The 24,543-nt window shown below is 73.1% G+C and carries 23 protein-coding genes and 1 other RNA gene; 12 read left to right on the plus strand and 12 right to left on the minus strand.

The features are described 5' to 3' along the window. Nucleotides 1-6 precede the first annotated feature (6 nt). Nucleotides 7-1,533, plus strand: a complete 1,527-nt coding sequence (locus ACIOGZ_RS38135; RefSeq protein WP_400805558.1) for an MFS transporter — start codon at nucleotides 7-9, stop codon at nucleotides 1,531-1,533. Between the two features lie 13 nt (nucleotides 1,534-1,546). After that, nucleotides 1,547-1,943, plus strand: an RNA gene (gene rnpB, locus ACIOGZ_RS38140) — RNase P RNA component class A. A gap of 137 nt (nucleotides 1,944-2,080) precedes the next feature. Here rnpB and ACIOGZ_RS38145 read toward each other — a convergent pair. Together ACIOGZ_RS38145 and ACIOGZ_RS38150 are read right to left on the minus strand one after the other, a co-directional pair. Continuing rightward, nucleotides 2,081-2,338: a hypothetical protein gene (locus ACIOGZ_RS38145; RefSeq protein ID WP_063347367.1), complete on the minus strand. Its 258-nt coding sequence runs from the start codon at nucleotides 2,336-2,338 to the stop codon at nucleotides 2,081-2,083. Nucleotides 2,339-2,434: 96 nt separating this feature from the next. Next, nucleotides 2,435-2,833, minus strand: a complete 399-nt coding sequence (locus ACIOGZ_RS38150; protein WP_363580847.1) for an ACT domain-containing protein — start codon at nucleotides 2,831-2,833, stop codon at nucleotides 2,435-2,437. 187 nt (nucleotides 2,834-3,020) lie between these two features. On the opposite strand from ACIOGZ_RS38150, the gene ACIOGZ_RS38155 reads away from it, so the two are divergent. Then, nucleotides 3,021-3,677 carry a PadR family transcriptional regulator gene (locus tag ACIOGZ_RS38155; protein ID WP_400805561.1) on the plus strand — a complete coding sequence of 219 codons (657 nt, stop codon included), beginning with the start codon at nucleotides 3,021-3,023 and terminating at the stop codon, nucleotides 3,675-3,677. 36 nt (nucleotides 3,678-3,713) lie between these two features. Here the strand turns inward: ACIOGZ_RS38155 and ACIOGZ_RS38160 are convergent, their stop codons facing one another. After that, on the minus strand, nucleotides 3,714-3,911 hold the full coding sequence (locus ACIOGZ_RS38160) for a hypothetical protein (RefSeq protein WP_363628554.1): 198 nt from the start codon (nucleotides 3,909-3,911) through the stop codon (nucleotides 3,714-3,716). A 52-nt stretch (nucleotides 3,912-3,963) separates the two neighbouring features. Beyond that, on the minus strand, nucleotides 3,964-4,194 hold the full coding sequence (locus ACIOGZ_RS38165) for a hypothetical protein (RefSeq protein WP_063347363.1): 231 nt from the start codon (nucleotides 4,192-4,194) through the stop codon (nucleotides 3,964-3,966). A 413-nt stretch (nucleotides 4,195-4,607) separates the two neighbouring features. Here ACIOGZ_RS38165 and ACIOGZ_RS38170 point away from each other — a divergent pair, with 413 nt between their 5' ends. Beyond that, nucleotides 4,608-5,309: a bifunctional DNA primase/polymerase gene (locus ACIOGZ_RS38170; protein WP_400989300.1), complete on the plus strand. Its 702-nt coding sequence runs from the start codon at nucleotides 4,608-4,610 to the stop codon at nucleotides 5,307-5,309. A 19-nt stretch (nucleotides 5,310-5,328) separates the two neighbouring features. Here ACIOGZ_RS38170 and map read toward each other — a convergent pair whose 3' ends face one another. After that, complete coding sequence (gene map, locus ACIOGZ_RS38175; RefSeq protein ID WP_063347361.1) at nucleotides 5,329-6,174, minus strand: type I methionyl aminopeptidase; 846 nt, start codon at nucleotides 6,172-6,174, stop codon at nucleotides 5,329-5,331. A gap of 104 nt (nucleotides 6,175-6,278) precedes the next feature. Between map and ACIOGZ_RS38180 the strand changes: the two genes are divergently transcribed. Further along, complete coding sequence (locus tag ACIOGZ_RS38180) at nucleotides 6,279-6,512, plus strand: hypothetical protein (RefSeq protein ID WP_363580853.1); 234 nt, start codon at nucleotides 6,279-6,281, stop codon at nucleotides 6,510-6,512. A gap of 67 nt (nucleotides 6,513-6,579) precedes the next feature. Here the strand turns inward: ACIOGZ_RS38180 and ACIOGZ_RS38185 are convergent, their stop codons facing one another. Together ACIOGZ_RS38185 and ACIOGZ_RS38190 are read right to left on the minus strand one after the other, a co-directional pair. Then, nucleotides 6,580-7,947: an MFS transporter gene (locus tag ACIOGZ_RS38185; RefSeq protein ID WP_363580855.1), complete on the minus strand. Its 1,368-nt coding sequence runs from the start codon at nucleotides 7,945-7,947 to the stop codon at nucleotides 6,580-6,582. 107 nt (nucleotides 7,948-8,054) lie between these two features. Then, the gene (locus tag ACIOGZ_RS38190) at nucleotides 8,055-8,660 is read right to left on the minus strand and encodes a hypothetical protein (protein ID WP_400989302.1); all 606 of its coding nucleotides are present in this window, start codon (nucleotides 8,658-8,660) and stop codon (nucleotides 8,055-8,057) included. 47 nt (nucleotides 8,661-8,707) lie between these two features. Here ACIOGZ_RS38190 and npdG point away from each other — a divergent pair, with 47 nt between their 5' ends. Both npdG and ACIOGZ_RS38200 read left to right on the plus strand, forming a co-directional pair. Beyond that, the gene (gene npdG, locus ACIOGZ_RS38195; protein ID WP_363622329.1) at nucleotides 8,708-9,400 is read left to right on the plus strand and encodes an NADPH-dependent F420 reductase; all 693 of its coding nucleotides are present in this window, start codon (nucleotides 8,708-8,710) and stop codon (nucleotides 9,398-9,400) included. A gap of 114 nt (nucleotides 9,401-9,514) precedes the next feature. Then, complete coding sequence (locus ACIOGZ_RS38200) at nucleotides 9,515-9,715, plus strand: hypothetical protein (RefSeq protein WP_363372195.1); 201 nt, start codon at nucleotides 9,515-9,517, stop codon at nucleotides 9,713-9,715. Nucleotides 9,716-9,719: 4 nt separating this feature from the next. On the opposite strand, the gene ACIOGZ_RS38205 is transcribed toward ACIOGZ_RS38200, so the two are convergent. Continuing rightward, nucleotides 9,720-10,535 carry a site-2 protease family protein gene (locus ACIOGZ_RS38205; protein WP_400805565.1) on the minus strand — a complete coding sequence of 272 codons (816 nt, stop codon included), beginning with the start codon at nucleotides 10,533-10,535 and terminating at the stop codon, nucleotides 9,720-9,722. A gap of 181 nt (nucleotides 10,536-10,716) precedes the next feature. Between ACIOGZ_RS38205 and ACIOGZ_RS38210 the strand changes: the two genes are divergently transcribed. Then, nucleotides 10,717-14,106, plus strand: a complete 3,390-nt coding sequence (locus ACIOGZ_RS38210; protein WP_400805566.1) for an AfsR/SARP family transcriptional regulator — start codon at nucleotides 10,717-10,719, stop codon at nucleotides 14,104-14,106. Nucleotides 14,107-14,264: 158 nt separating this feature from the next. On the opposite strand, the gene ACIOGZ_RS38215 is transcribed toward ACIOGZ_RS38210, so the two are convergent. From ACIOGZ_RS38215 to panB, 3 genes are all read right to left on the minus strand, one after another. Next, the gene (locus ACIOGZ_RS38215) at nucleotides 14,265-15,077 is read right to left on the minus strand and encodes an ABC transporter permease (RefSeq protein ID WP_363580864.1); all 813 of its coding nucleotides are present in this window, start codon (nucleotides 15,075-15,077) and stop codon (nucleotides 14,265-14,267) included. Continuing rightward, nucleotides 15,074-16,096 (minus strand): ATP-binding cassette domain-containing protein, encoded by a 1,023-nt coding sequence (locus tag ACIOGZ_RS38220; RefSeq protein ID WP_363580866.1) that lies wholly within the window; start codon nucleotides 16,094-16,096, stop codon nucleotides 15,074-15,076. The genes ACIOGZ_RS38215 and ACIOGZ_RS38220 overlap by 4 nt, the downstream gene beginning before the upstream one ends. A gap of 152 nt (nucleotides 16,097-16,248) precedes the next feature. After that, complete coding sequence (gene panB / locus ACIOGZ_RS38225) at nucleotides 16,249-17,118, minus strand: 3-methyl-2-oxobutanoate hydroxymethyltransferase (RefSeq protein WP_363580868.1); 870 nt, start codon at nucleotides 17,116-17,118, stop codon at nucleotides 16,249-16,251. A 280-nt stretch (nucleotides 17,119-17,398) separates the two neighbouring features. Here panB and ACIOGZ_RS38230 point away from each other — a divergent pair, with 280 nt between their 5' ends. The 3 genes from ACIOGZ_RS38230 (at nucleotide 17,399) to ACIOGZ_RS38240 (ending at nucleotide 21,164) form a co-directional block, all read left to right on the plus strand. Beyond that, a complete protein-coding gene (locus ACIOGZ_RS38230; protein ID WP_363580870.1) occupies nucleotides 17,399-19,009 on the plus strand; it encodes an MFS transporter in 1,611 nt (536 codons plus the stop codon). A 164-nt stretch (nucleotides 19,010-19,173) separates the two neighbouring features. Then, nucleotides 19,174-19,824, plus strand: coding sequence for a TetR/AcrR family transcriptional regulator (locus ACIOGZ_RS38235; protein ID WP_363580872.1), 651 nt, complete (start codon nucleotides 19,174-19,176; stop codon nucleotides 19,822-19,824). A gap of 470 nt (nucleotides 19,825-20,294) precedes the next feature. Next, nucleotides 20,295-21,164: an endonuclease/exonuclease/phosphatase family protein gene (locus ACIOGZ_RS38240; protein ID WP_363580978.1), complete on the plus strand. Its 870-nt coding sequence runs from the start codon at nucleotides 20,295-20,297 to the stop codon at nucleotides 21,162-21,164. Nucleotides 21,165-21,169: 5 nt separating this feature from the next. Here ACIOGZ_RS38240 and ACIOGZ_RS38245 read toward each other — a convergent pair whose 3' ends face one another. Next, entirely contained in the window at nucleotides 21,170-22,924 is a 1,755-nt protein-coding gene (locus tag ACIOGZ_RS38245; protein ID WP_400989304.1) for an NAD+ synthase, read from the minus strand. Between the two features lie 163 nt (nucleotides 22,925-23,087). Here ACIOGZ_RS38245 and glnA point away from each other — a divergent pair, with 163 nt between their 5' ends. Beyond that, on the plus strand, nucleotides 23,088-24,449 hold the full coding sequence (gene glnA / locus ACIOGZ_RS38250; RefSeq protein WP_363580876.1) for a type I glutamate--ammonia ligase: 1,362 nt from the start codon (nucleotides 23,088-23,090) through the stop codon (nucleotides 24,447-24,449). Nucleotides 24,450-24,543 lie beyond the last annotated feature (94 nt).

Here is a 24,543-nt window from a genome sequence, read left to right on the forward strand (position 1 = left end):
CGTCACATGGCCCCCGGGCACCGTCCAGGTGGGAGGATCGGTCCCGTGCCCGAAGCCCAGCCCTCCGGCGCCCCGGGGCGCCGCCGCCGACTGCTCGTCCTGGCGATCTGCTGCCTGAGCCTGTTCATCGTCGGCCTGGACAACACCGTGGTGAACATCGCCCTGCCGGCGATCCAGCGGGACCTGGACGCCCCGGCGTCCGGGCTGCAGTGGATCATCGACGCCTACACCCTGGTCTTGGCCTCGCTGCTGATGCTGTTCGGCTCGGTGGCCGACCGCTTCGGCCGCCGCCGGGTGTTCCAGACCGGGCTGTTGTGCTTCGCGCTCGGCTCGCTGCTGTGCAGTCTGGCGCCGAGCCTGGAGTGGCTGGTGGCGTTCCGGGCGTTGCAGGCGGTCGGCGGTTCGATGCTGAACCCGGTGGCGATGTCGATCATCACCAACACCTTCACCGACCCGAAGGAGCGGGCCCGGGCGATCGGCGTCTGGGGCGGCGTGGTCGGCATCTCGATGGCGCTCGGCCCGCTGCTGGGCGGCTTCCTGGTGGAGGGCGCGGGCTGGCCGTCGATCTTCCTGATCAACGTTCCGGTCGCCGTGGTCGCGATGCTCCTGACCGCCCGTTACGTCCCGGAGTCGCGCTCGCCCCGGCCGCGCCGGCTGGACCCGGTCGGGCAGCTGCTGATGATCGTCCTGCTGGGGTGCGGCACCGCGGCCATCATCGAGGGCCCGGGCAGCGGCTGGACGTCCCCGCTGATCCTCGGCCTGGTGGCCGTCGCCGTGGCCGCGCTGGTCGCCTTCCCGCTGTGGGAGCGGAGGGTGGCCGAACCGCTGGTGGACCCGCGGTTCTTCGCCAGCGCGCCGTTCACCGGCGCCACCGTCACCGCGGTCTGCGCCTTCTCGGCCCTGGGCGGCTTCCTCTTCCTCAACACGCTCTACCTGCAGAACGTCCGGCACTACGACCCGTTCGAGGCGGGCCTGTGGACGCTGCCGATGGCCGCGATGATGCTGGTCTGCGCGCCGCTGTCCGGCCGGATCGTCGGCAGCCGGGGCCCGCGCGGGCCGCTGGTCGCGGCCGGGCTGGGCCTGGTCGCGAGCGGGCTGCTGCTGACCAGGCTGGCCGCCGACTCCCCGGCGGCGCTGCTGCTGGCGGCGTACGCGCTGTTCGGCTTCGGCTTCGGCATGGTCAACGCGCCGATCACCAACGCGGCCGTCTCCGGCATGCCGCGCGCCCAGGCGGGGGTGGCCGCGGCGGTCGCCTCGACGAGCCGCCAGATCGGCCAGTCGCTGGGGGTGGCGGTGATCGGCACGGTCGTCACCTCGGCCGTGGTCGGCCCGGTGGCGACGGGCTTCGCCCCGGCCAGCCACGCCGGCTGGTGGATCCTGGTGGGCCTGGGCGGCGCGATCCTCCTCCTCGGCCTGGCCACCACCACCCCGTGGGCGACCGCGACCGCCGTCCGGGTGGCCGCCCGCCTCGGCGGCGAGCCGCCCGCGGTCCGCTCCGGTGTGCGGGAGGCCCCACCCGAGCGGCTACGATGACCACTACGGCGGAAGAGCCGGCCGGGCGGTCGCGACGGGTCCCTGACCCGCCGAGGAACGTCCGGGCTCCACAGAGCAGGGTGGTGGGTAACGCCCACCCGGGGTGACCCGCGGGACAGTGCCACAGAAAACAGACCGCCCACCGCTTCGGCGGCGGGTAAGGGTGAAACGGTGGTGTAAGAGACCACCAGCGACCGGGGTGACTCGGCCGGCTCGGTAAACCCCACCTGGAGCAAGGTCAAGATCGGTGCCCTCGGGCGCCGTGCGCGGATGACCGAGGGCTGCTCGCCCGAGTCCGCGGGTAGACCGCACGAGGCTGTCGGCAACGGCAGTCCTAGATGGATGGCCGCCTCCCCGGGCCGCGCGAGCACCCCGGGAGACAGAACCCGGCGTACAGGCCGACTCTTCCGCCGCCCCAGCTCGACTGAGGCCCCATGATCTGCGAAACCGCAGGTCAGGGGGCCTTTTTCGTGAGGCCGCCCCAGTCGTGCGAGCACCTGGGGAGACGGAACCGGGGGTACCGGCCGACTGTTCCGCTCGCCCGCCGTTACGCGGGGCGGGCGCCGACGGCGTCGCGGATCTGGTCGCCGAGACCGCCGTTGACGCGGGCGCAGTTGGCGCAGCAGAAGAAGCGGCCGGCCACTTCGACGCCGTGGCCGACGATGCGGACCTGGCACTGCTCGCAGCGCGGCGCGAGCTTCTCCATCGCGCACTCGAAGCTGTCGAAGGTGTAGGTGTCGCCGGTGATGGTCTTGATCTCGAAGGCGAGCCAGTAGTCGTTGCCGCAGGTGACGCAGGTGGCCATGGCGGCCGTCTCCTTCCGGTGGGGGCCGGCCGGGGTGGCCGGGCAGCCGTTCCCAGTGTCGGAGGGCCCTGCGGGGGCGGCCACTCGACGGCGTCGTCAGGCGGGCCGGGCGGCCAGTTCCTCCAGGGCCCGGACGGCGCGGTCGGCGTCGTCGGCGGTGACGAACAGGTGGTCGTGGTGGAAGCCGGCCACCACGTTGCAGCTGATCCCCTCCTCGGCGAGGCGCCCGGCGACGGCCGCGGTGAGGCCGACGGCCTCCAGGGCGGAGTGGATCTGCAGGGTGATCCAGGCCGCCACGTACTCGTAGCGCAGCCCGAGCGCGTCGGCCTCCTCCTGGGTGACGACGACCGTGACCCCTTCGGGTTCGGCGACGGTCACCACCGGCCGCATGCCCGCGGGCACCTTGGCGGGCAGCGTGCAGTAGACGTACCGCCCCGGGTTGAGCAGCGGGCGCATCCCGTGCAGCAGCTTCGCGAGGTCTCGTTCACCGGCCATGCCCGTCACCGTAGCGGGCGGACGGGGCCTGGGTGGCGGGGTGGGGTGCCGATGCGCCGTTCGTGTCGGAATCCGTTGACGAGCGACAGTCGCCGATATATCGTCGAGCTATCGAGACAGTAACTCGACTGGCTCGGTGAACGAGGAGGTGAGCGCCATGCGCTCAGGAAACCGAGGAAATCCGGGAATGCGGTTCAGCGGCGAGGGTTCGCGCGGTGGCTGGCGCCGCGGGCCGGGGCCGGACTTCGAAGGGCGGGAGTTCGAGGTCCGGGAGGCCTTCGGCGGCTTCGGCCCGCCGCCGTTCGGCGGCGGTGGGCCCGGGCGGCCGATGGGCGGCCCGTTCGGGCACGGCTTCGGCGGGCACGGCGGGCGCCGGGGCGGCCCGCACGGGCGCCGCGGCGGCCGGGCGCGGCGCGGGGACGTCAGGGCCTCGCTGCTGGCGCTGCTCAAGGAGCGGCCGATGCACGGCTACGAGATGATCGCCGAGATCTCCGAGCGGACGGGTGGGGCCTGGCGGCCGAGCCCGGGCTCGATCTACCCCAACCTCCAACTGCTGGAGGAGGAGGGCCTGATCACCGCGGAGGAGGTCGGCGGCAAGCGGCTGGTATCGCTCACCGAGGCGGGCCGGGCCGAGGCCGAGGCGGGGCCCGCCGAGCCGTGGGCGGAGGCCGGCCGGGAGGTCGACTGGGAGGCCGTCCAGGAGGTCGGCCAGGCGCTGGCCGCGGTCGACCAGGCGATCCGCCAGGTGATGGCGACGGGCACCGAGGCGCAGCGGGCCAAGGGCCTGGTGGTGCTCACCGAGGCGCGCAAGAAGCTGTACCTGATCCTCGCCGACGAGGACTGACCGCCGTGGGGGGCTGGGCACAGGCGGTGCGGCTGTTCAGGGGTGGACCGTGAACAGGGCCATGCAGGCGAGCAGCAGCACCGCCCAGCCGAACCAGAGCCAGCCGTTCGGGCCGATCACCACGGTGTAGACGCACACCGCCACCAGCAGCGCCCCGGTGACGCCGGCGACCTGCCGGTTGTGGTGCGCGACCGCCTGGGGGCGGCTGCGGGGGTGCCGTGCCGTTCTCGCCATGCCGTCCTCCCGGGGAGGCTGGGGGCGGCGGCCGGTGCGGGCGGCGCGGCCGTCAGCCGGACGCGCGGGCGGTGGCCGCCTCGTCGAACTCGTAGCGCCAGTGCCAGCTGATGCCCCGCACCTGCTTGGACCGGACGTACACCAGTGTGCGCGCGGGGGAGTCGCCGTGCGCGGGGACCGGCACCTTGTAGGTCTTCGGCACGCCGAACATCGGCCCCAGCGGGATGGGGAGGATGCGGCCGTCCAGGGGGCCGCCGACGAATTCGGTGTCCGCGCTCTTCACCCCACCAGGGTCTCACCTCCGCACGGGTGACCGGCGCACCCGCCCGAGCCCTCCGGCCGGGTGCGGGGAGTGTGACCGGAGAGGCACCGCCCCCGGTCATCCGGAGGCCCCGCGCACCCTTATCCTTCCTGTTACGCCCCCGGGGTTCACCCGGGTCAGCGGGCCCCGTACGGGCCGGGCGGGGCGCGGATCCGCGCGCCCTCCGGCCGACCTGGCGCGGACAGCGTGCTGCCGCGACTGCGTACCGTGACCCGGGCGTCGGCCCTCCGGTGACCCCGGTTCCCGGTCGGCAGGGCGTGGACAGCAGGGCCGAGCACCGTCCCGGGAAGCAGCGGGGGGCGCTGTGCGTTGCGTCGGAGTGGTACGTCGAACGCTGTGCCGCACCAGGTACGGCAGTGCGCGGAAGGGGCCCGATGGAAGCCGGCGGCAGGTGGACGACCTGGTGGCAGAAGCGTGAGCGTCAGCGGGCCAGGTCGGGTGAGGTGGACGGCCCCGCCGCCCGGCTCGATCAGCTGCTCGGCGCGGTGCGCGCCGGATTCCCGCTCGCGCCGGCCGCGCATCCGGCCAGCTACCGCTGCTCCTGCGACCGGGTGGCCTGTCCGGCGCCCGCCCAGCACCCGGTCTCCTTCGCCTGGCAGACCCAGGCCACGACCGACCCCGAGCAGCTCGCCCGCTGGCTCGCCCGCGATCCGCAGACCAACTTCATCACCGCCACCGGCCGCGCCCACGACGTCCTGGACGTCCCGGTCGAGGCCGGCCGGCTGGCTCTGGAGCGGCTGACCGAGCGGGGCGTCGAGGGCCCGGTCGCCGCCGTCGGCGAGGACCGCTACCTGTTCTTCACCGCCACCCGGGGCACCCCGCAGGACGAGGACGAGTGGTGGCCGAGCGTCCTCGACTCCACCCCGGACACCATGTCCGAGCACCCCGGCCTGCGCTGGCACTGCCGCGGCTCGTACACCCTGCTGCCGCCGGCCGCGCTGCCGGACGGCTCGCAGGTGCGGTGGCTGCGCGGGCCCGAGCAGCCGCTGCCGGACCCGCTGCGCGTCCTGGACGTGCTCACCGACGCCTGCACCGAGGTGGGCGCCGTCGCCGAGGAGCAGTGGCTCATCGGCTGAACCGGCGCCCGGCCGGGGGTCACGGCAGGGTGAGGACCTCCGCGCCGTCCGCCGTGACCACCAGGGTGTGCTCGAACTGGGCGGTGCGCTTGCGGTCCTTGGTGACGACCGTCCAGCCGTCCGGCCAGATCTCGTAGTCGTAGGTGCCCAGGGTGAGCATCGGCTCGATGGTGAAGGTCATCCCCGGCTTGATCACCTCGGTGGCCCGCTCGCTGTCGTAGTGCGGGATGATCAGGCCGGAGTGGAACGACGTGTTGATGCCGTGCCCGGTGAAGTCCCGCACCACGCCGTAGTCGAAGCGCTTGGCGTAGGACTCGATGACCCGCCCGATCACGTTGATCTGACGGCCGGGCTTGACGGCCTTGATCGCCCGGTTGAGGGATTCGCGGGTCCGCTCGACCAGCAGCCGGGACTCCTCGTCGACGTCGCCGACCAGGTAGGTGGCGTTGAGGTCGCCGTGCACTCCGTGGATGTACGCGGTGGCGTCGATGTTGACGATGTCGCCGTCCTGGAGCACGGTCGAGTCCGGGATGCCGTGGCAGATCACCTCGTTGATCGAGGTGCAGACCGACTTGGGGAAGCCGCGGTAGCCGAGGTCGGACGGGTACGCGTCGTGGTCGCACATGTAGGTGTGGGCGACGGCGTCCAGCGCGTCGGTGGTGACGCCGGGGGCGATCAGCTTGGCGGCCTCCGCCATCGCCTGGGCGGCGATCCGGCTCGCGATCCGCATCTTCTCGATCGTCTCGGCGGTCTGCACCTCGGGCCCGGTGTACGGCGTCGGGGCGGGCCGCCCGACGTACTCGGGGCGCGCGATGTGCGCCGGGACCTTGCGGGTGGGGGACTGGATGCCGGGTACGAGAGCCATGGCCGCGAGTCTATCGGCCGCCCCCGGCGCGCCCGGGCGGTGTGCGCGGCGGCCCCGGCCGGGGAATGATCGGTACGACCCCATCGCTTCGACGGGAGGGCACCATGCCCCTGGGATTCCACCGCAAGCCGACCGGCAAGCCCGGCGAGTGGTTCTACTGCATCAAGCACGGCAAGGTCGAGGAGGGGCCGGAGTGCCCCGCCAAGGACCGCCTCGGCCCGTACGACAGCCCGGAGGAGGCCTCGCACGCCCTGCAACTCGCCGACGAGCGCAACCGGGAGTGGCGGCAGGGGGACGAGCGCTGGAACGACACGCCGAAGGACGGCGGCGGCGAGTAGCGGCCGGGGCGGCGTCCGGCGGACGGCTTCTGCCGTCAAGCCGTCGCCGCCGTCCGTCCGTCCGCCGTCAGTCCGTCGCCGCGGCGGCCTCCCGCTCCCGCTGCTGCTCCCGCTCGCGCTCCGCGCGCTCGTGCCCGGCGCGGACGGCGGCGGTGTGCGGGTCGGTGCGGTCGTCGTAGGCGAGCAGCTTGGGCAGCGCGGCGGCCACCGCGAGGACGGCGACGACGCAGATCAGGCCGCCGCTCCAGACGGCGGCGCGGACGCCGACCAGCCCGGCCATGGTGCCGGCCCGGACCTGGCCGAGCTGGGGCCCGACGGAGTAGCTGAGCAGTTCGACGCCGGCCATCCGGCCGCGCACCTCGTCCGGGATGGACTGGTTCCACATGGTCGAGCGGGCCAGCCCGCTGATCTCGTCGGCGCCGCCGGCCAGCGCCAGGCCGAGCAGCACCAGCCAGATGCTCCCGGACAGGCCGGCCAGGGCCATGGCCGCGCCCCAGCCGACGGCGGCGACCACCAGCAGCCGGCCGTGCCGGTGGATCCGGGACGTCCAGCCGCTGGTCGCCCCGACCAGCAGGGCGCCGGCCGCGGAGGCCGCGTACATCGGGCCGAGCGCCCAGTCCGCGCCCAACTCGGAGGCCAGGAAGGGGAAGACGGCCACCGGGAAGGCGAACAGCATCGCGCAGAGGTCGATCGTGTAGGTGCCGAGCAGGTCCTTGCGGCTCCACGCGTACCGGACGCCGGTGAGCACCGCCCGCACCGACGGCCGCTCGGCGCCGGTGGCCGGCGGCACCGCCCGGATCCGGACGAGCAGCAGCAGCGATGCGGCGAAGGTGAGCACGTCCAGCGCGTACGCCGTCCCCACCCCGGAGAACGCCACCACGACGCCGGCCAGCGCCGGCCCGGCCACCGAAGCGGCGTTGCGGTACAGGGAGTTGAGGGCGAACGCGGCGGTCAGGTGCTGGTGCGGGACGATCCGCGGGGTGAGCGAGTCCAGGGCCGGGCGCTGCAACCCGTCGCAGGCCGCGACCAGCGCGGCGACCAGGTAGATCGGCCAGAGCAGCGGGGACGGCAGCAGCGCGTTGAGCAGCAGCAGGCCGGCGAGCAGACCCAGCCCGGCCTCGGCCCGCAGCACCAGCTTCCGGCGGTCCAGGGCGTCGGCGAGGGCGCCGCCCCACAGGCCGAAGACGATCAGCGGGACGAGCTCGAAGGCGCCGATCAGGCCGACCGCGAAGGAGGAGCCGGTCAGCTCCTTGATCTGCATCGGCACGGCGACGTAGGTCAGGTAGCTGCCGAAGCTGGTGACGCAGCCGGAGAGCCAGAGGAAGCGGAAGTCGCGGGAGGCGCGCCAGGGCGAGAGGTCGGGCGCGAGCGAGCGCAGCAGCGTGCGCAACCGTCCGGAGGTGCCAGGGGGATGCGGGGGTTCGTCGTCGTTCACGAACCAGCATCCTCGAACGCGGGCTGCCGGGTTCGCAAAGGGTTTTTCAGCCCGACACACGACCGTCAGCCCGACACCTCGCTGACAACGGCCGGGTCGGGCCCGGGCTACCAGCGGCTGATCGCGGGCGGTGCGGTCAGCCGGCCGGCGAGTTCGGCGAGCCGGTCCAGCGCGGTGCGGCGGGCCGGGGGCCGCCCGGCGGCGGCGCTGACCAGGTGCTGGGCGAGGTCGAAGGGCTCCTCGTCGGCGGTGCCGACGGCGAGCCGCTCGTGCGCGAGCCCGCCGAGGTCGCCCGGCTCGGCGGGGGCGGCGCCGTCCAGCGCAAGCACGGTCGCGCCGTGCCGGCGGGCGTCCTGCACCCGTTCCAGCAGCGGCGCGCCGGCCGTCTCCGGCGCCACCACCAGGACGGTGGCGCCGCGCCCGGCCCCGGTGAGCCGACTCAGGCCGTGCGCGAGGTGCGCCGGGGCGCCGACCGGCGGAGCGTGCCGCAGCAGGGTGGGCGCCAGCCGGGGGACGGCCGACCAGGCGGCCTCGTCGGCCAGGTGCGCGGCCAGATGCCAGGGCTCGTACGCCTCGGTTCCGATCAGCAGCAGCTCGCCGGCCCCGCGCCGCGACACCGAGCGCCGCAGCGACCCGGCGAAGCCGCCGACCGCCTCCAGCCAGCCGGTGCCCGCCAGGTGCTGCCGGAGTGCCGAAACTCTCACCGCGTCCATGCGGCCCAGAATGTCGCGTCCGGCCGGGGGTTTGACAGGATCGGCCCATGACTTCCCTCGATTCAGCGACAAACCCGGCCCACGAACTGCCGGACGTCTCACAGCTGGTGATCGGTGTCCTCGGCGGCACCGGCGACCAGGGGCGCGGCCTGGCCCTGCGGCTGGCCAAGGCCGGCCAGCAGGTGATCATCGGCTCGCGCGACGCGGCCCGGGCCGAGGCCTCCGCCGCCGAACTGGGCCTCGGCGTGCGTGGCGCCGACAACGCCACCACCGCCCGGGAGAGCGACGTGGTGATCGTCGCGGTGCCCTGGGACGGGCACGCCTCGACCCTGACCGCGCTGCGCGAGGAACTGGCCGGCAAGATCGTGGTCGACTGCGTCAACCCGCTCGGCTTCGACAAGCAGGGCGCGTACGCGCTGAAGCCGGAGGAGGGCAGCGCCGCCCAGCAGGCCGCCGCGCTGCTGCCGGACTCCCGGGTCACCGCCGCCTTCCACCACCTCTCGGCGGTGCTGCTCCAGGACGAGTCGGTGGAGCAGATCGACACCGACGTCATGGTGCTCGGCGAGGAGCGGGCCGCCACCGACATCGTGCAGGCGCTGGCCGGCCGGATCCCCGGCATGCGGGGGATCTTCGCGGGCCGGTTGCGCAACGCGCACCAGGTGGAGTCGCTGGTGGCCAACCTGATCTCGGTCAACCGCCGCTACAAGGCCCACGCGGGCCTGCGGGTGACGGACGTCTGAGATCCGGTGGAGCCGTGTCGGCCTCACCCCTGGACCAGCTCCGGAGGTGAGGTCGGCGACAATGGGTGCGGCCGCAACCCGGCCGACCGCACCCGGCCCTAGGAGCCTCCCGCCATGCCCCGCACGTCCCTCTTCGCCCTGATCGTCGTCGTCCTCGCGCTGGCGGCCGCCGTGGTCTCGCTGACCCAGGGCTTCTGGCTGGGCCTGATCTGGCTCCCGATGGCCGGTGTGGCGAGCAACGTGCTCTGGATGAACCGCCGCCGCGCGAAGATCGCCGAGGCCACGGCCGCCGCCGCGGCAGCCGAGCAGGGCTAGTCGGCTAGTTCTTCCAGAAGCTGAACAGGTACCGGCCGAGCGTCGCGTAGTCCTGGTCCACGCCGAACAGGCTCATCAGGTCGTGGATGACCCCGAAGAAGAACGAGTTCACCGAGGGCTGCCACAGCAGCGCGAACACGGCCAGCAGCCCGTACGGCGCGAACGGCTCGACCGCGCGCCGGGTCTTGTACGACAGCCAGGGCTCGACGATCCCGTAGCCGTCCAGCCCGGGCACCGGCAGCAGGTTCAGCAGGGCGGCGCTGAGCTGGAGCAGGCCGAGGAAGCCGAGCGCGCCCGCGAACGGCGAGACGTTCAGCTCGTAGCCGTTCCAGACCGCGTGCACCGTCGGGTCGTCCAGCCAGCCGGCGCCGATCGGGATCAGCAGCAGGGCCGCGCACACCACGTTCACCAGCGGCCCGGCCGCCGAGATCAGGCTGTGCTTGAGCCGGCCCCGGATCCGGTCCCGCTCGATCCAGACCGAGCCGCCGGGCAGGCCGATGCCGCCCAGGATCACGAACACGATCGGCAGCACGAAGCTGAGCAGCACGTTGGTGTACTTCAGCGGGTTGAGCGTGAGGTAGCCCTTGGCGCCGACGCTGATGTCGCCACCGTGCAGGGCGGTGCGCGCGTGCGCGTACTCGTGCAGGCACAGCGAGACCATCCAGCCCGCCACCACGAACAGGAACACCCCGAACGAGGCGTTCCCGTAGCCCGAGTACACCGCCCAGCCGGAGGTGGCGAGGACGGCGAGGAGCACCCAGAACACCGGGCTGATCCGGCGGTCCTCGCTGCGTGAGCGCTGCGTGGCGGCGAAGGTCATGGTGTGGGTGCTCCGGGTGTCCGAGGAAAAGCGGGCAGGGGATCGATCATGCCGGGCGGGCCGGTGACCGGACAAGCCGTCCCGGGTGAACGTCCGAGGGCCCCGTCCGGGTTCCGCCGCCGGTGAGGGGCCCCTGGACAATTGTGCGCCCCGATCGCCGCCCATCGACCAGAATGGACCGGTGTACTACGGCATCCTCGGGACCACGACGGCCCACCACGACGACGGCACCCCGGTGCCGCTAGGCGGCGCCCGGCTGCGGGCACTGCTCACCGCGCTCGCCCTCCGGCAGGGCCGCCCGGTGCCCGCCGACCTGCTGGTGGACGAGGTGTGGGAGGCCGAGCCGCCCCAGGACTCCTCCGCCGCGCTCCAGACCCTGGTCGGCCGGCTGCGCCGGACCGTCGGCCGGGACGAGATCGGCTCCGGCCCGGCCGGGTACTGGCTGACCGACCCGGCCACCGACCTCGCCGAGTTCCAGCGGCTCGGCGCCGAAGGCCGCCGCGCCCTGGACACCGGGGACCACGCGCTCGCCGCCGAGCGGCTGCGCGCCGCCCTGGCGCTGTGGCGCGGCCCCGCCCTGGCCGACCTGCCGGACCGCAGCGGCCCGGCCGCCCGGCTGGAGACCCAGCGCGAGGAGGCCCGCCGCCACCGGATCACCGCCGAGCTCGGGCTCGGCCGGGCCGCCGAACTGGTCGCCGAGCTCACCGAGCTCTGCGAACGGCAGCCGCTGGACGAGCCGTTGCAGCAGCTGATGATCCGGGCGCTGCACGAGAGCGGTCGCACCGCCGAGGCGCTGCGCCACTACGAGCGGACCAGGCGCGCCCTCGCCGAGGAGCTCGGCGTCGACCCGGGGCGCCAACTCCAGTCCCTGTACGCCACGTTGCTGACCCCGGCCGAGGTCGAACCGGCGCCCGCCGCCGCGCCGACCACGCCCGCGCCGGAGTCCATACCGGCCCCGCCGACCCCGCCGGCCGCCGGGCGGTCCGGAGCGCCCCAACTCCCGCGCGTCGGCGGCAACCTGCGCGGCCGGCTGACCAGCTTCGTCGGCCGTGAGGGCGATCTCGCCGCACTGCGCGGGACGTTGACGGAGCATCGGATGGTCACCCTGACCGGCCCCGGCGGCTCCGGCAAGACCAGGCTCTCGATCGAGGCCGGCCGCGCCGAGCAGTCCGCCGGGCACTGGCCGGACGGCGTCTGGGTGGCCGAACTCGCCCCGCTGGAGACCCCGGACGCGGTGCCCGCCGCCGTGGTCTCCGCGCTCGGCCTGCGCGAGATCGTGCTGCACAGCGGCGGCATGGTCGCCGAGGTGATCGAGAAGCGCGCCGAGGACCCGGTGCGCCGGCTGGTCGAGCACTGCGGCCACCGCCGGATGCTGCTCGTCCTGGACAACTGCGAGCACCTGATCCAGGCCGCCGCCGACCTCGCCGACATCCTGCTCACCGAGTGCCCCGAGCTGACCGTGCTCGCCACCAGCCGGGAGCCGCTCGGCGTGCCCGGCGAGACCGTGCTGCCGGTCGAGCCGCTGCCCGACCCGGTGGCGCTGCGCCTGCTCACCGAGCGTGCCACCGCCGCCCGACCCGGCTTCGACCCGGACACCGACCCGGCGGCCTGCGCCGAGATCTGCCGCCGCCTGGACGGCCTGCCGCTGGCCATCGAACTCGCCGCCGCCCGGCTGCGGGTGATGACGGCGCGCCAGATCGCCGACCGCCTGGACGGCCGGTTCGCCCTGCTCACCGCGGGCAGCCGCACCCTGCTGCCGCGTCAGCAGACCCTGCGCGCGGTGGTCGACTGGAGCTGGGACCTGCTGGGCAAGCGCGAACGGGCGGTGCTGCGCCGGCTCTCGGTGTTCGCCGGCGGCTGGCAGCTGGAGGACGCCGAGGCGATCTGCGCCGACGGCGTCGAGGTGGTCGGCGGGGAGGTCGCCGACCTGCTGCTGTCGCTGGTCGACAAGTCCCTGCTGGTGGCCGACCTGGACGACGGCAGCCTGCCGCGCTACCGGATGCTGGAGACCATCCACGAGTACGCGACCGAGCGCCTCGCCGAGTCCGAGGAGGAGCGCGACGCGACCGGGGCCCGCCACCTGACGCACTTCCGTACCATCGCCGCCACCGCCTTCCTGAACATCCACGGCCCCCAGCAGCTGCACTGGCTGACGGTGCTGGAGCGCGAGCTGGACAACATCCGGGCCGCGCTGAGGCGCGCCATCGACCTCGGGGACGAGGAGCAGTCGCTGGTCCTCACCCTCGGCATGAGCTGGTACTGGTCGCTGCGCGGCTACAGCATGGAGGCCCGCGGCTGGTACGACGCCGTCGCGGCGCTCGGGCCGGATCCGTTCGGCCCGAAGCCGCCCGTACCACTGGAGCGGGACGTGCTCTCCTACGGCCTGCCGATGCCCGAAGGGGTCGTCGAGGAGGCCCGCCGACTGCTCGCGATGTACCGGCTGATGGGTATGTTCGAGGGGAACCTGGACGTGCTCGGCAACCCGGTGGCGATCGCCGTCGCGGAGCAACTGCTGGAGGCCTACACCCCGGAGCTGCCGCAGGCCTACCGGTTCCCGGGCCTGATACGGGTGTTCGGGGCGTTCCTGGCCGGCCGGCTGGAAATGATGAGGAGCCTGCTGGACGACGCCGTCCGCGGCTGCGAGGAGCACGGCGGGCCGAACGACCTCGCGTTCATCCTGCAGCTCCGGGCCAAGATGCTGAACGACTGGCCGGGCGGGGCCGACCAGGGAATCCTGGACGGCCAGCGCTCCCTGGAACTGTTCGAGCAGGCCGGCAACCTCTGGGGGGTCTCCCAGGCCCTGTCCGCCCAGGGCGAGTCGCTGGCCAACCGGGGTGATCCGGAGGCGGCCGCCGTCGCGTACGAGCGGGCGATCGAGCTGGCCGAGGAGCTGGGGACGCCGCACGAGGTGCCGATGCTGAGGGTGAACCTCGGCTCCGCCCTGCTGGAGCAGGACATGGAGCGCGGCGAGCGGATCATCCGGGAGACGCTGGCCGGGCTGGACCACCACAGCGCGGACCACTCCTCCACCGGCGCGCTGCTGTTCGGCGGCCTCACGCTCTGCGGCGTCCACATGCTGCGCGGCGAGTACGAGCAGGCGCTGGCCGAGCTGGACCGGATGGAGGCGACCAGCGTCGGCAGCTTCGCCCCGGGGATCGTGACCGGGATGCTGACCACCACCCGGGGCTGGATCACCGCCCGGGCGGGCCTGCCGGACGAGGGGCTCGCGATGCTGCGCGAGGGGCGGACGCTGCTGCGCGAGACGTCGCGCACGAGCGGCTTCGGCGAGCAGATGACGGTCATGGTGGTCCCCGCGGTGGTGGGGGTGCTGCGCGCCTTCGCCGAGCGCGACGGCGACCTGGAGCGGGCCCGGCAGGCCACCGTGCTGCACGGCGCGCACCACGTGCTGAACGGCCCGAAGGGCGGCTACCTGGACCGCGTCGAGCGCGGCCGGGCGGCGACCGACCTGCGGGCCCAGCTGGGCGACGCCGCGTTCGAGGCCGCCCACGCCGCCGGCGAGGGCCTGACCCCGGAACAGATCCGGGAGCGGATGTACGAGTGGATCGGCTGACCGGCGTCCGTCCCTGGTCACCGGTCAGCCGACAGGAGTGGATCGGCTGACCGACGCCCGTCCCCGGCCGTCGGTCAGCCGTTCCGCCGGCCGGCCCCGTCCCCTGGTGCCGGTCGGTCGCCCCCCGGCCCTCCCCCGCGGAGGGTCGGCGGCCGTTCTCAGGTCCGCTTGCGGAAGCGGGCGACGGCGAGCGGCGCGAAGATCGCGGTGGTGGCCACCGACCAGATCAGCACGACCATCACCGGGTGGGCCAGCGGCCCCTGGCCGTTGAGCAGGGAGCGGGAGGCGTCGGCGAGCGCCGACAGCGGGTTGACCTTGGTGAAGGCCTGGAGCCAGCCCGGCATGGTGTCGGTCGGCGCGAAGATCGAGCTGCCGAACTGCATCGGCATCAGGACCAGCATGGCCACGCCCTGGACGGCCTGGGCGCTGCGCAGCGCCATGCCCAGCAGCATCGAGACCCAGACGATCGACATGCCGAACACCAGCGACAGGCCGACCGCGGCCACGACCTCCAGCGGACCGGTCTTCACCTCGAAGCCGATGCACATCGCGAAGCCGATCAGGATCACGAAGGAGAGCAGCGCCCGGCAGGTCTCGGCGGCCATCTTGGAGAGCAGGACGGAGGCCCGGCCGATCGGCAGGGTCCGGAAGCGGTCCATCACGCCGGTCTGGAAGTCGCTGTTCAGGCCGGTGCCGACGGCCATCGCGAGGGTGAGGCCGGTCTGCCCGAGCAGGCCGGGGATCATGTACTGCTTGTAGGAGTCCTGGTTGCCGGAGACGGCGCCGCCGAAGACGTAGACGAACAGCACCGTGAAGATGACCGGCATCAGCACGGCGTCGAACATCGACTCCGGGTCGGCCTTGATCCGCATCAGGTTGCGCCGGGTCAGTGCGCCGACGTGGCGGAAGGTGCCGGACAGGCCGATCCGGGGGTCCTCCACCCGGGTGGGGGCGACGGTGGCGGTGGTCATGCGACGGGCTCCTTGGCGAGGCTGGGGGCGGCGTCCGCGGTGTCGGCGGGCTTGCCGGTGATGGCGAGGAAGACCTCGTCGAGGCTGGGCACCTTGGTGTCGATGCCGGCTATCGCGAAGCCGCGGCCGCCGAGCACCCCGATGACGGCGGTCAGCTGCTCGTCGTTGGTGATCGGCACCGCGAGCAGCCCGGTGTCGGTGGAGACGGTGGCGCTGGTGATGCCGCGGTCGTGCAGGCAGCGGGCCATCTCGGGCAGCTCGGCCGGGTGGACGGCGCGGATCTGGAGGGTCTGGCCGCCGACCTTGGCCTTGAGCTCGGCCACGCCGCCGTTGGCGATCACCCGGCCGCGGTCGATGACGGTCAGCTCGTCGGCGAGCTGCTCCGCCTCCTCCATGTACTGGGTGGTGAGCAGCACGGTGCTGCCCTCGGCGACCATCCGCTGGACCTCGTCCCAGACCTCGTTGCGGGTGCGCGGGTCGAGGCCGGTGGTGGGTTCGTCCAGGTAGAGCACCTTGGGGCGGCCGATCATGCTGGCGGCCAGGTCGAGGCGGCGGCGCATGCCGCCGGAGTAGGTCTTGGCGGTCCGCTTGGCGGCCTCGGTGAGCGAGAAGCGCTCCAGCAGTTCGGCGGCCCGGGCCTTGGCCTCGCGGCTGGGGAGGTCGAGCAGCCGGCCGATCAGGTAGAGGTTCTCGTACCCGGAGAGGAGTTCGTCGACGGAGGCGTACTGCCCGGTGAGGCCGATGGTGCGGCGCAGCTGCTTGGGCTGGCGCAGGACGTCGTAGCCGCCGACGAACGCGGTGCCGGCGTCGGGCTTGATCAGGGTGGAGAGGACCCGGACCAGGGTGGTCTTGCCGGCGCCGTTGGGGCCGAGCACGCCGAGCACGGTGCCCTCGCGGACGGTGAGGTCGACCCCGTCGAGGGCCTTGGTGGTGCCGTAGTGCTTGACGATGCCGCGGACCTCGACGGCGTTGCCCGCGGCGGTCCCCCGGTCGTTCGGGGCGGTGGCGATTCGTGTCATGCCCCTAGGTTGTCCGGCCCGGCTGTCAGCGGGCTGTCATGAGGGGGGCGGGCCCGGCGCTGCGCTGTCAGACCGCTGTCACCGGGGGGCGCGGGCACACGGCAGCGGCCCCGCTCCCGGGCGGGGGAGCGGGGCCGTCGGCGGTTCACGCCCTAGCGGAAGCTGTGCTCCGCCGCCGGGAAGGCGCCGCCGCGGACGTCCTCGGCGAAGGCGCGGGCGGCGTCGCCGAGGACGGTCCGCAGGTCGGCGTACTGCTTGACGAACTTGGGCACCCGGCCCGCCGTCATGCCGGCCATGTCGGTCCAGACCAGGACCTGGGCGTCGGTGTCGGGCCCGCCGCCGATGCCGACGGTCGGGATGGTCAGCTGCTCGGTGACCTGGGCGGCCAGCTCGGCCGGCACCGCCTCCAGTACGACCGCGAAGGCGCCCGACTGCTGGACGGCCTTGGCGTCGCGCAGCAGCTGGTGCGCCGCCTCGTCGCCGCGGCCCTGGACGGGGTAGCCGCCGAAGGCGTGCACGGACTGCGGGGTGAGGCCGATGTGCGCCATCACCGGGACGCCGGCCTCGACCAGCAGCTCGATCGAGCGGGCGCTGCGCTCCCCGCCCTCCAGCTTGACCGCGCCGACCCCGGCCTCCTTCATCAGCCGGGCCGCGTTGCGCATGGCCTGCGCGGGGGACTCCTGGTAGGAGCCGAACGGCAGGTCGGCGACGATCATCGCGCGCTTGGTGCCACGGACGACGGCGGCGGAGAGCATCACCATCTGATCCATGGTCACCGGCACGGTGGTCTCGTAGCCGAGGTGGCAGTTGCCGGCGGAGTCGCCGACCAGCAGGACGGGGATGCCGGCCTCGTCGAACACCCCGGCGGTGAGGGCGTCGTAGGCGGTGAGCATCGACCACTTCTCGCCGCGCTGTTTGGCGGTGGCGAGGTCGCGGACGGTGATGCGGCGGTTGGTGACCCCGCCGTAGAGGGTGGCGGTCGCCGCCTGGTTCTGGGCAGGCGAAGGCGAAGAAGCGTTCATCGAACGGACTCCTGAAGGGTTGTCGTCTCGTGGCGCCGTGCGGCGTCCCCGGATCACCTCCATGCTTGCACGCCCCGGCGTGCGCGCAAAGGGGCGTGCGGGCGGTCGGGTGCGATCTGCGGCACACCGGCGAGCGCGGGCGGCCCCGGGCTTTGCCGCGTTTTTACGAAACGGAGTCGTCTCGTATCGTAATGGCCGCTACCCTGGTGCCGGGGGGTTACGAGACGACCATGGCTCGGAATTGCCCGCCAGTGCCACACCACCACGGACGGGAAGACCAATGACCACCGCAGCCGCGCCACCCCGCGTGCCGGAAGCCATCCACCGCCGACGCTGGGCGATCCTCTGCACCCTGGTGCTCGCCCTGCTCGTCGTCGTCCTCGACAACTCGATCCTCAACGTCGCGATGAAGACCATCGCGACCCCCGCGCCGGTCGGCCTCGGCGCCAGCCAGAGCGACCTGGAGTGGTCGATCAACTCCTACACCCTGGTGTTCGCCGGGCTGCTCTTCACCTCCGGCCTGCTCGGCGACCGCTTCGGCCGCAAGCGCGCGCTGCTCGGCGGCATGGTGGTCTTCGGCATCGCCTCGCTGCTCTCCGCGCTGGCCGCCTCGCCCGGTGAACTCGTGGGCTACCGCGCCCTGATGGGCGTCGGCGCCGCGCTCGCGATGCCCGCCACGCTGGCCATCATCATGAACGTGTTCGAGCGCTCCGAGCAGCCCAAGGCGATCGGCATCTGGGCCGGCGCGGTCGGCCTGGCCATCGCCATCGGCCCGATCACCGGCGGCCTGCTGATCGAGCACTTCTGGTGGGGCTCGGTCTTCCTGGTCAACGTCCCGATCGTGATCGTCGCGGTGATCGCGATGATCGTCCTGGTGCCCGAGTCCAAGGACCCGAACCCCGGCAAGCTCGACCCGATAGGCGTGCTGCTGTCGATCATCGGCCTGGTCGCGCTGATCTACGGCATCATCAAGGGCGGCGAGCTGGCCGACTTCACCGCCGCCGAGGCCTGGGTGCCGACGCTGGTCGGCGTGCTGGCGCTGGCCGCCTTCGTCTGGTTCGAGGGCCGCACCCGCTTCCCCGCGCTGGACGTCACGTGGTTCCGCAACAAGGTGTTCAGCGCCTCCGTCGTGGTCGTCGGCGTGGTCTTCTTCGCGCTGATGGGTGTCTCCTTCTTCGGCGTCTTCTACATCCAGAGCGTGCGCGGCTACAGCGCGCTCCAGGCCGGCCTGCTGATGCTGCCGCTGGCCGTCGCCCAGCTGCTGTTCGCGCCGCGGGCCCGGCTGGTGGTCGACCGCTTCGGCGTCGCCGCCACCGCCGCCGTCGGCATGCTGCTGATCGCGGTCGGCTTCGTCGGCTACACCCTGCTGGGCGTCGACACGCCGATCTGGGTGCTGATCGTGCTCGGCCTGTTGATGGGTACCGGCATGGCGCACGTCATGCCGCCGGTCACCGTCGCGATCATGGCCTCGCTGCCCCGCGAGAAGGCCGGCGCGGGCTCGGCCGTCAACAACACCTTCCGCCAGGTCGGCGGCTCGCTCGGCGTCGCCGTGCTCGGCGCGGTGCTCTCCACCGTCTACCGCGACGGCATGACCGACACGCTCAACCAGCTGCCCGACGACCTGCGCGGCAAGGCTGGCGAGTCGCTGGAGGCCACCCTGGCCATCGCCGAGCGGATGGGCCCCAAGGGCGCCGCGCTGATCGGCCCGGCCGACGACGCCTTCGTCAGCGCCATGCACGTGGTGGCCTCGCTCTCCGCGGGCATCACGGTGGTCGGTGCGCTGATCGCCTGGTTCCTGCTGCCGCGCCGGTCGGCCGCCCCCGGCGGCCCGGCCGGGAAGGCCGCCGAGCAGCCCGACCAGAGTCGCAAGGCCGTGGCCGCGGACGCCTGACCCTCGACCGCACTGAGCGACAATGGCCCTGTCACCCGGGTGAACCCCCGGGCGGCAGGGCCGAGGTCCAGGACGGCGGCCGCCACCCGGCCCGGTCCACGGACCACCATCGGAAACGGAACGGCGCCCGTGCGCCACGCGGACAGCGAGGGAGTACAGCGGGGATGAAGACGGACACCCCGGCCGCCGGGGCCGGACAGCCCTGCGCCGCCGTACGCCGCGGCCGCCCGCGCAGCGAGGCCGCCGAGCAGGCCATCTTCGCCGCCGTCGAGGACCTGATGGCCGGCGGCACCGCGCTGTCCGAACTCACCATCGAGGGCATCGCCGCCGCGGCCGGCGTCGGCAAGGCCACCATCTACCGGCGCTGGCCCAACAAGGAGGCCCTGCTGGTCGACGTGGTCAGCCGGCTGGAAGTCCCGATGCCCGCGCCGACCGACGGCACCGCCCGGGACCACCTGATCGAGATGATCGACTACATGCGCCGGCGCGGCCTCGCCAAGCGCTCCCGCTGGGTGCTCAAGGCCGCCCTCGGCCAGATGCAGGGCCTGCCCGACCTGTACAGCGCGTACCGCGACCGGGTGATCAAGCCGCGCCGGGAGGCGGGGCTCACCCTGATCCGCCGCGCCATGGACGAGGGCGTGCTGCGGTCCGACCTCGACGTCGAACTGCTCGGCGACATGCTGATGGGCCCGATCCTGTACCGCAGCATCCTCTGGGACGACTCCGACCTGGAGGACCCGGACCTGGCCCGCCGGATGGTCGACTCGCTGCTCGAAGGCCTGGCGCCGCACGCGGCCTCCGGCTCCCGCGGCTGAACGCGCTCCCGCGCCCCGGACCCCGCGCCCCGGTCCCGTACCCGCAGCGACCGGCACCGACCTGCGTCCGACCTGCACCGACCTGCACCGACCTGCACCGACCTGCGTCCGGCGTGGCCTGGCTCACCAAACCGGGCCACGCCGGAACCCGCTCCGACGGCCCCGCGTCTGTCCCGGCATAGGCTGAGCCGGGTATCCGATCAAACCGGCACCAGTCCGGCACCCGCCCGTACCGCACGGGCCGGACACCGGACCGGCGACGGCACGAACAACGGGAGCCACGGATGACGCAGGCGGACAGGACCGACCGGAGCACGGCCGGGCCCTGGGGCGAGGCGGGCGCCCCGGCCCCCGCGGGCCGTCCCGGAGGGTTCCTGGGCCTGCGGCACTGGGGCCGGGACGGCCGCGGCGCCACCACCTGGCGGCGCGGCCTGGCGGTCGCGGTGCTGGCCGTGCTCACCGCCCTGCTGATGGCCCTCCACGCCGACGTCCCCAACAGCGCCGGCAACCTCGGCAGCCTGCTGGAGACCTTCCTGCCCTGGATCGGCCTGGCCGTCCCGGTGCTGCTGGTCCCCGCGCTGCTGCGCCGCTCCGCCACCGCGCTGATCGCGCTGCTGCTGCCCGTCGCGATCTGGCTCAACCTGTTCGGCGGCCTGCTCAGCGACAAGAGCGGCGGCACCGGCGACTGGACGGTGGTCAGCCACAACGTCGCCGCCGCCAACCCCGACGTGCCGGGCACCGTCCGCGGCCTGGTGGCCTCCGGCGCCCAGATCGTCGCCCTCCAGGAACTGGCCGGCAAGCCGCTGCGCGACTACGAGAGCGGGCTCGCCGAGGCGTACCCGTACCACGAGGTGGAGGGGACGGTCGGCCTCTGGTCGAAGTACCCGATCAGCGGAGTCTCGCCGGTGGACCTCAAGATGGGCTGGACCAGGGCGTTCCGGGCCCAGGTCGCCACCCCGCAGGGCCCGGTCGCGGTGTACGTCGCGCACCTGCCGTCGGTGCGGCTGAAGGCCGAGGGCGGCTTCACCGTCGACCAGCGGGACGTCAGCGCGCAGGCGCTCGGCGACGCGATCCAGGCCGAGCCGGTGAAGAAGGTGCTGCTGCTCGGCGACCTCAACGGCACCATGAACGACCGCAGCCTGGCGCCGGTCACCTCGCAGATGCGCTCGGCCCAGGGCGCCGCCGGGGACGGCTTCGGCTTCAGCTGGCCGGCGTCCTTCCCGATGGCCCGGATCGACCAGATCATGAGCAAGGGCGGCCTCGCGCCGGTCGACTCCCGCACCCTGCCCCGGGACGGCAGCGACCACCTCGCGGTGGCCGCCACCTACCGGTTCAACTAGCTAGGTCAGCCCCGCCGCCAGCGGTTGGTGATCGGCAGGCGGCGGTCCCGGCCGAAGTTCTTGACCGAGATCTTGGGGCCCGGCGGGTACTGCCGCCGCTTGTACTCGGCGGTGTCGACCAGCCGGACCACCCGGTCCACCACGGCCGGGTCGAAGCCGGCCGCGACGATCGCGTCCCGCCCCTCGTCGCCCTCGATGTAGCGGGCCAGCACGCTGTCCAGCAGGTCGTAGTCGGGCAGCGAGTCGCTGTCCTTCTGGTCCGGCCGAAGTTCGGCGGACGGCGGCTTGGAGATGGTGTTCTCCGGGATCGGCGGCACCTCGCCGCGCCGCTCGGCCTCCTCGTTGCGCCAGTGGGCCAGCCGGAAGACCAGCGACTTGTAGACGTCCTTGATCGGCCCGAACGCGCCCACCGAGTCGCCGTACAGGGTCGAGTAGCCGACGGCCAGCTCGCTCTTGTTCCCGGGCGCGAGCACGATGTGCCCCTCCTGGTTGGAGATCGCCATCAGCAGGGTGCCGCGCAGCCGGGACTGCAGGTTCTCCTCGGCCAGGCCGGTCAGCTCGGTCGCGCCCAGGTAGGCATCGAACATCGGGGCGATGGAGACGGTGCGGTAGTGCAGCCCGGTCCGGCGGACCAGCTCGGCCGCGTCGTCCCGGGAGTGCTGCGAGGAGTAGCGGCTGGGCATCGAGACGCAGTACACGTTCTCGGCGCCGATCGCGTCCACCGCGATGGCGGCCACCAGTGCCGAGTCGATGCCGCCGGAGAGGCCGATCAGCACCGAACGGAAGCCGTTCTTGGTGACGTACGCCCGGGTGCCGGAGACCAGCGCGGCCCAGATCTCCGCCTCGTCGGACAGCCGCGGCGCCACCTCGGGGGTCGGGGTGTCCGCGGGCGCGGCCTGCGGCTCGCCGCCCAGCTCGGTGCGGACGAGGTGCAGGCCGTCGCTCAGCAGCAGGCCGTCGGTGTGGTCGCCGCCGGCGGCCGGCAGGTCGAGGTCCAGCACCAGCAGGTGCTCCTCGAACTGCGGGGAGCGGGCCAGCACCTCGCCGTCCGCGCCGACCACGATCGAGTCGCCGTCGAAGACCAGCTCGTCCTGGCCGCCGACCATGTTGACGTAGGCCAGCGGGCAGCCCGCCTCGGCGGCCCGGCGCCGGACCAGCTCCAGCCGCTGGTCGTCCTTGTTCCGCTCGTACGGCGAGCCGTTGACCACCAGCAGCAGCCCGGCCCCGGCCTCGCGGGCCGCGGTGACCCGGCCGCCGTCCTGCCAGATGTCCTCGCAGATGGCCAGTGCGACGTCGACTCCGTGCAGCCGCAGCACCGGCAGCTGCTCGCCCGGGACGAACCAGCGGTACTCGTCGAACACGCCGTAGTTGGGCAGGTGGTGCTTGGCGAAGCGGGTCACCACCTCGCCCCGGTGCAACACGGCGGCGCAGTTCTGCGGGGAGCCGGCCGGGCGGCCGAACCTCGGCGAGGCGTGTTCGGAGCGCCCGAGGTAGCCGACCACCACCGGCACCTCGCCCAGCCCGTCGGCGGCCAGCCGCCCGGCCAGCTCGACCAGCGCGCCCCGGGACGCCTCGACGAAGGAACTGCGCAGGGCGAGGTCCTCGACGGGGTAGCCGGTCAGGGCCATCTCGGGGAAGGCGACCAACTGGGCGCCGGCCTCCACGGCCTGCCTGGTCCAGCGCACCACCTCATCGCTGTTGCGGGCGATGTCACCGACCCAGGGGTCGATCTGGCTCAGGGCGAGACGGAGATTGGGCATGCCTCCGAGTGTAATCGTCGATCTGACGCAATGTGCTGCCCGGGGGGTCGGACCGGGGTCCGGACTGCCGTCCCGCGCGGTGATCGGCCATGATGGGGGCAGTCGCGTCCGGGGGTCTTCCGGGCGTAACACGAGCGTAAAGAGCAGAGGTGAGACTGTCCCCATGGGCAAGCAGCAGCAGTTCGTGCTTCGGACGCTTGAGGAGCGTGACATCCGGTTCGTCCGGCTGTGGTTCACCGACGTGCTCGGGTTCCTGAAGTCGGTCGCGGTGGCTCCGGCCGAACTGGAGCAGGCCTTCGAGGAGGGCATCGGCTTCGACGGCTCGGCGATCGAGGGCTTCGCCCGGGTCTACGAGTCCGACATGATCGCCAAGCCGGACCCGACCACCTTCCAGATCCTGCCGTGGCGCTCGGAGACCCCCGGTACCGCCCGGATGTTCTGCGACATCCTGATGCCCGACGGCTCGCCGTCCTACGCCGACCCCCGGTTCGTGCTCAAGCGCACCCTGGAGAAGGCCTCCGCCCAGGGCTTCACCTTCTACACCCACCCCGAGATCGAGTTCTTCCTGCTGAAGAACCTGCCCGGCGACGGCACCCCGCCGATCCCCGCCGACCAGTCCGGCTACTTCGACCACACCCCGCGCGGGGTCGGCCACGACTTCCGCCGACAGGCCATCACCATGCTGGAGTCGATGGGCATCTCGGTGGAGTTCTCCCACCACGAGGGCGCCCCCGGCCAGCAGGAGATCGACCTGCGCTACGCCGACGCGCTGTCCACCGCCGACAACATCATGACCTTCCGTCTGGTCATGAAGGAGGTCGCGCTGGAGCAGGGCGTGCACGCCAGCTTCATGCCCAAGCCGTTCTCCGACCACCCCGGCTCGGGCATGCACACCCACCTGTCGCTGTTCGAGGGCGACCGCAACGCCTTCCACGAGACCGGCGCCGAGTACCAGCTCTCCAAGGTCGGGCGCTCCTTCATCGCCGGCCTGCTCAAGCACGCCGCCGAGACCGCCGCCGTCACCAACCAGTGGGTGAACTCCTACAAGCGGATCTGGGGCGGCTCCCAGCGCACCGCCGGCGCCGGCGGCGAGGCCCCGTCCTACATCTGCTGGGGCCACAACAACCGCTCGGCGCTGATCCGGGTGCCGATGTACAAGCCCGGCAAGCAGGGCTCCACCCGGATCGAGGTCCGCTCCCTGGACACCGGCTGCAACCCGTACCTCGCCTACGCCGTCACCCTCGCGGCCGGCCTCAAGGGCATCGAGGAGGGCTACGAGCTCCCGCCGGGCGCCGACGACGACGTCTGGGCGCTGTCCGACTCCGAGCGCCGCGCCCTCGGCATCCAGCCGATGCCGCAGAACCTCGGCGAGGCGATCGACCTGATGCAGCGCAGCGAGCTCGTCGCCGAGACCCTCGGCGAGCACGTCTTCGACTTCTTCCTGCGCAACAAGCGGCAGGAGTGGGAGGAGTACCGCTCCGAGGTGACGCCGTTCGAGCTGCGCAAGAACCTCCAGGTGCTGTGAGCACCTGAGGCTCCCAAACACCTCCGGGCCCGCTGTCGTTCGATCGGATGACAGCGGGCCGTCCGCTGGGGTGGGATCGCTTCCCCAATGGCGG

The sequence above is a fragment of the Kitasatospora sp. NPDC088160 genome (assembly GCF_044741445.1).
Classification (GTDB): domain Bacteria; phylum Actinomycetota; class Actinomycetes; order Streptomycetales; family Streptomycetaceae; genus Kitasatospora.

Bases quoted from the DNA above. Each gene is read 5' to 3' on its own strand.
- ACIOGZ_RS38135 (WP_400805558.1), top strand. From the start codon at position 7: ATGGCCCCCGGGCACCGTCCAGGTGGGAGGATCGGTCCCGTGCCCGAA.
- ACIOGZ_RS38145 (WP_063347367.1), bottom strand. From the start codon at position 2,338: ATGGCCACCTGCGTCACCTGCGGCAACGACTACTGGCTCGCCTTCGAG.
- ACIOGZ_RS38150 (WP_363580847.1), bottom strand. From the start codon at position 2,833: ATGGCCGGTGAACGAGACCTCGCGAAGCTGCTGCACGGGATGCGCCCG.
- ACIOGZ_RS38155 (WP_400805561.1), top strand. From the start codon at position 3,021: ATGCGGTTCAGCGGCGAGGGTTCGCGCGGTGGCTGGCGCCGCGGGCCG.
- ACIOGZ_RS38160 (WP_363628554.1), bottom strand. From the start codon at position 3,911: ATGGCGAGAACGGCACGGCACCCCCGCAGCCGCCCCCAGGCGGTCGCG.
- ACIOGZ_RS38170 (WP_400989300.1), top strand. From the start codon at position 4,608: ATGGAAGCCGGCGGCAGGTGGACGACCTGGTGGCAGAAGCGTGAGCGT.
- map (WP_063347361.1), bottom strand. From the start codon at position 6,174: ATGGCTCTCGTACCCGGCATCCAGTCCCCCACCCGCAAGGTCCCGGCG.
- ACIOGZ_RS38180 (WP_363580853.1), top strand. From the start codon at position 6,279: ATGCCCCTGGGATTCCACCGCAAGCCGACCGGCAAGCCCGGCGAGTGG.
- ACIOGZ_RS38190 (WP_400989302.1), bottom strand. From the start codon at position 8,660: ATGGACGCGGTGAGAGTTTCGGCACTCCGGCAGCACCTGGCGGGCACC.
- npdG (WP_363622329.1), top strand. From the start codon at position 8,708: ATGACTTCCCTCGATTCAGCGACAAACCCGGCCCACGAACTGCCGGAC.
- ACIOGZ_RS38200 (WP_363372195.1), top strand. From the start codon at position 9,515: ATGCCCCGCACGTCCCTCTTCGCCCTGATCGTCGTCGTCCTCGCGCTG.
- ACIOGZ_RS38205 (WP_400805565.1), bottom strand. From the start codon at position 10,535: ATGACCTTCGCCGCCACGCAGCGCTCACGCAGCGAGGACCGCCGGATC.
- ACIOGZ_RS38215 (WP_363580864.1), bottom strand. From the start codon at position 15,077: ATGACCACCGCCACCGTCGCCCCCACCCGGGTGGAGGACCCCCGGATC.
- ACIOGZ_RS38220 (WP_363580866.1), bottom strand. From the start codon at position 16,096: ATGACACGAATCGCCACCGCCCCGAACGACCGGGGGACCGCCGCGGGC.
- panB (WP_363580868.1), bottom strand. From the start codon at position 17,118: ATGAACGCTTCTTCGCCTTCGCCTGCCCAGAACCAGGCGGCGACCGCC.
- ACIOGZ_RS38230 (WP_363580870.1), top strand. From the start codon at position 17,399: ATGACCACCGCAGCCGCGCCACCCCGCGTGCCGGAAGCCATCCACCGC.
- ACIOGZ_RS38235 (WP_363580872.1), top strand. From the start codon at position 19,174: ATGAAGACGGACACCCCGGCCGCCGGGGCCGGACAGCCCTGCGCCGCC.
- ACIOGZ_RS38240 (WP_363580978.1), top strand. From the start codon at position 20,295: ATGGCCCTCCACGCCGACGTCCCCAACAGCGCCGGCAACCTCGGCAGC.
- ACIOGZ_RS38245 (WP_400989304.1), bottom strand. From the start codon at position 22,924: ATGCCCAATCTCCGTCTCGCCCTGAGCCAGATCGACCCCTGGGTCGGT.
- glnA (WP_363580876.1), top strand. From the start codon at position 23,088: ATGGGCAAGCAGCAGCAGTTCGTGCTTCGGACGCTTGAGGAGCGTGAC.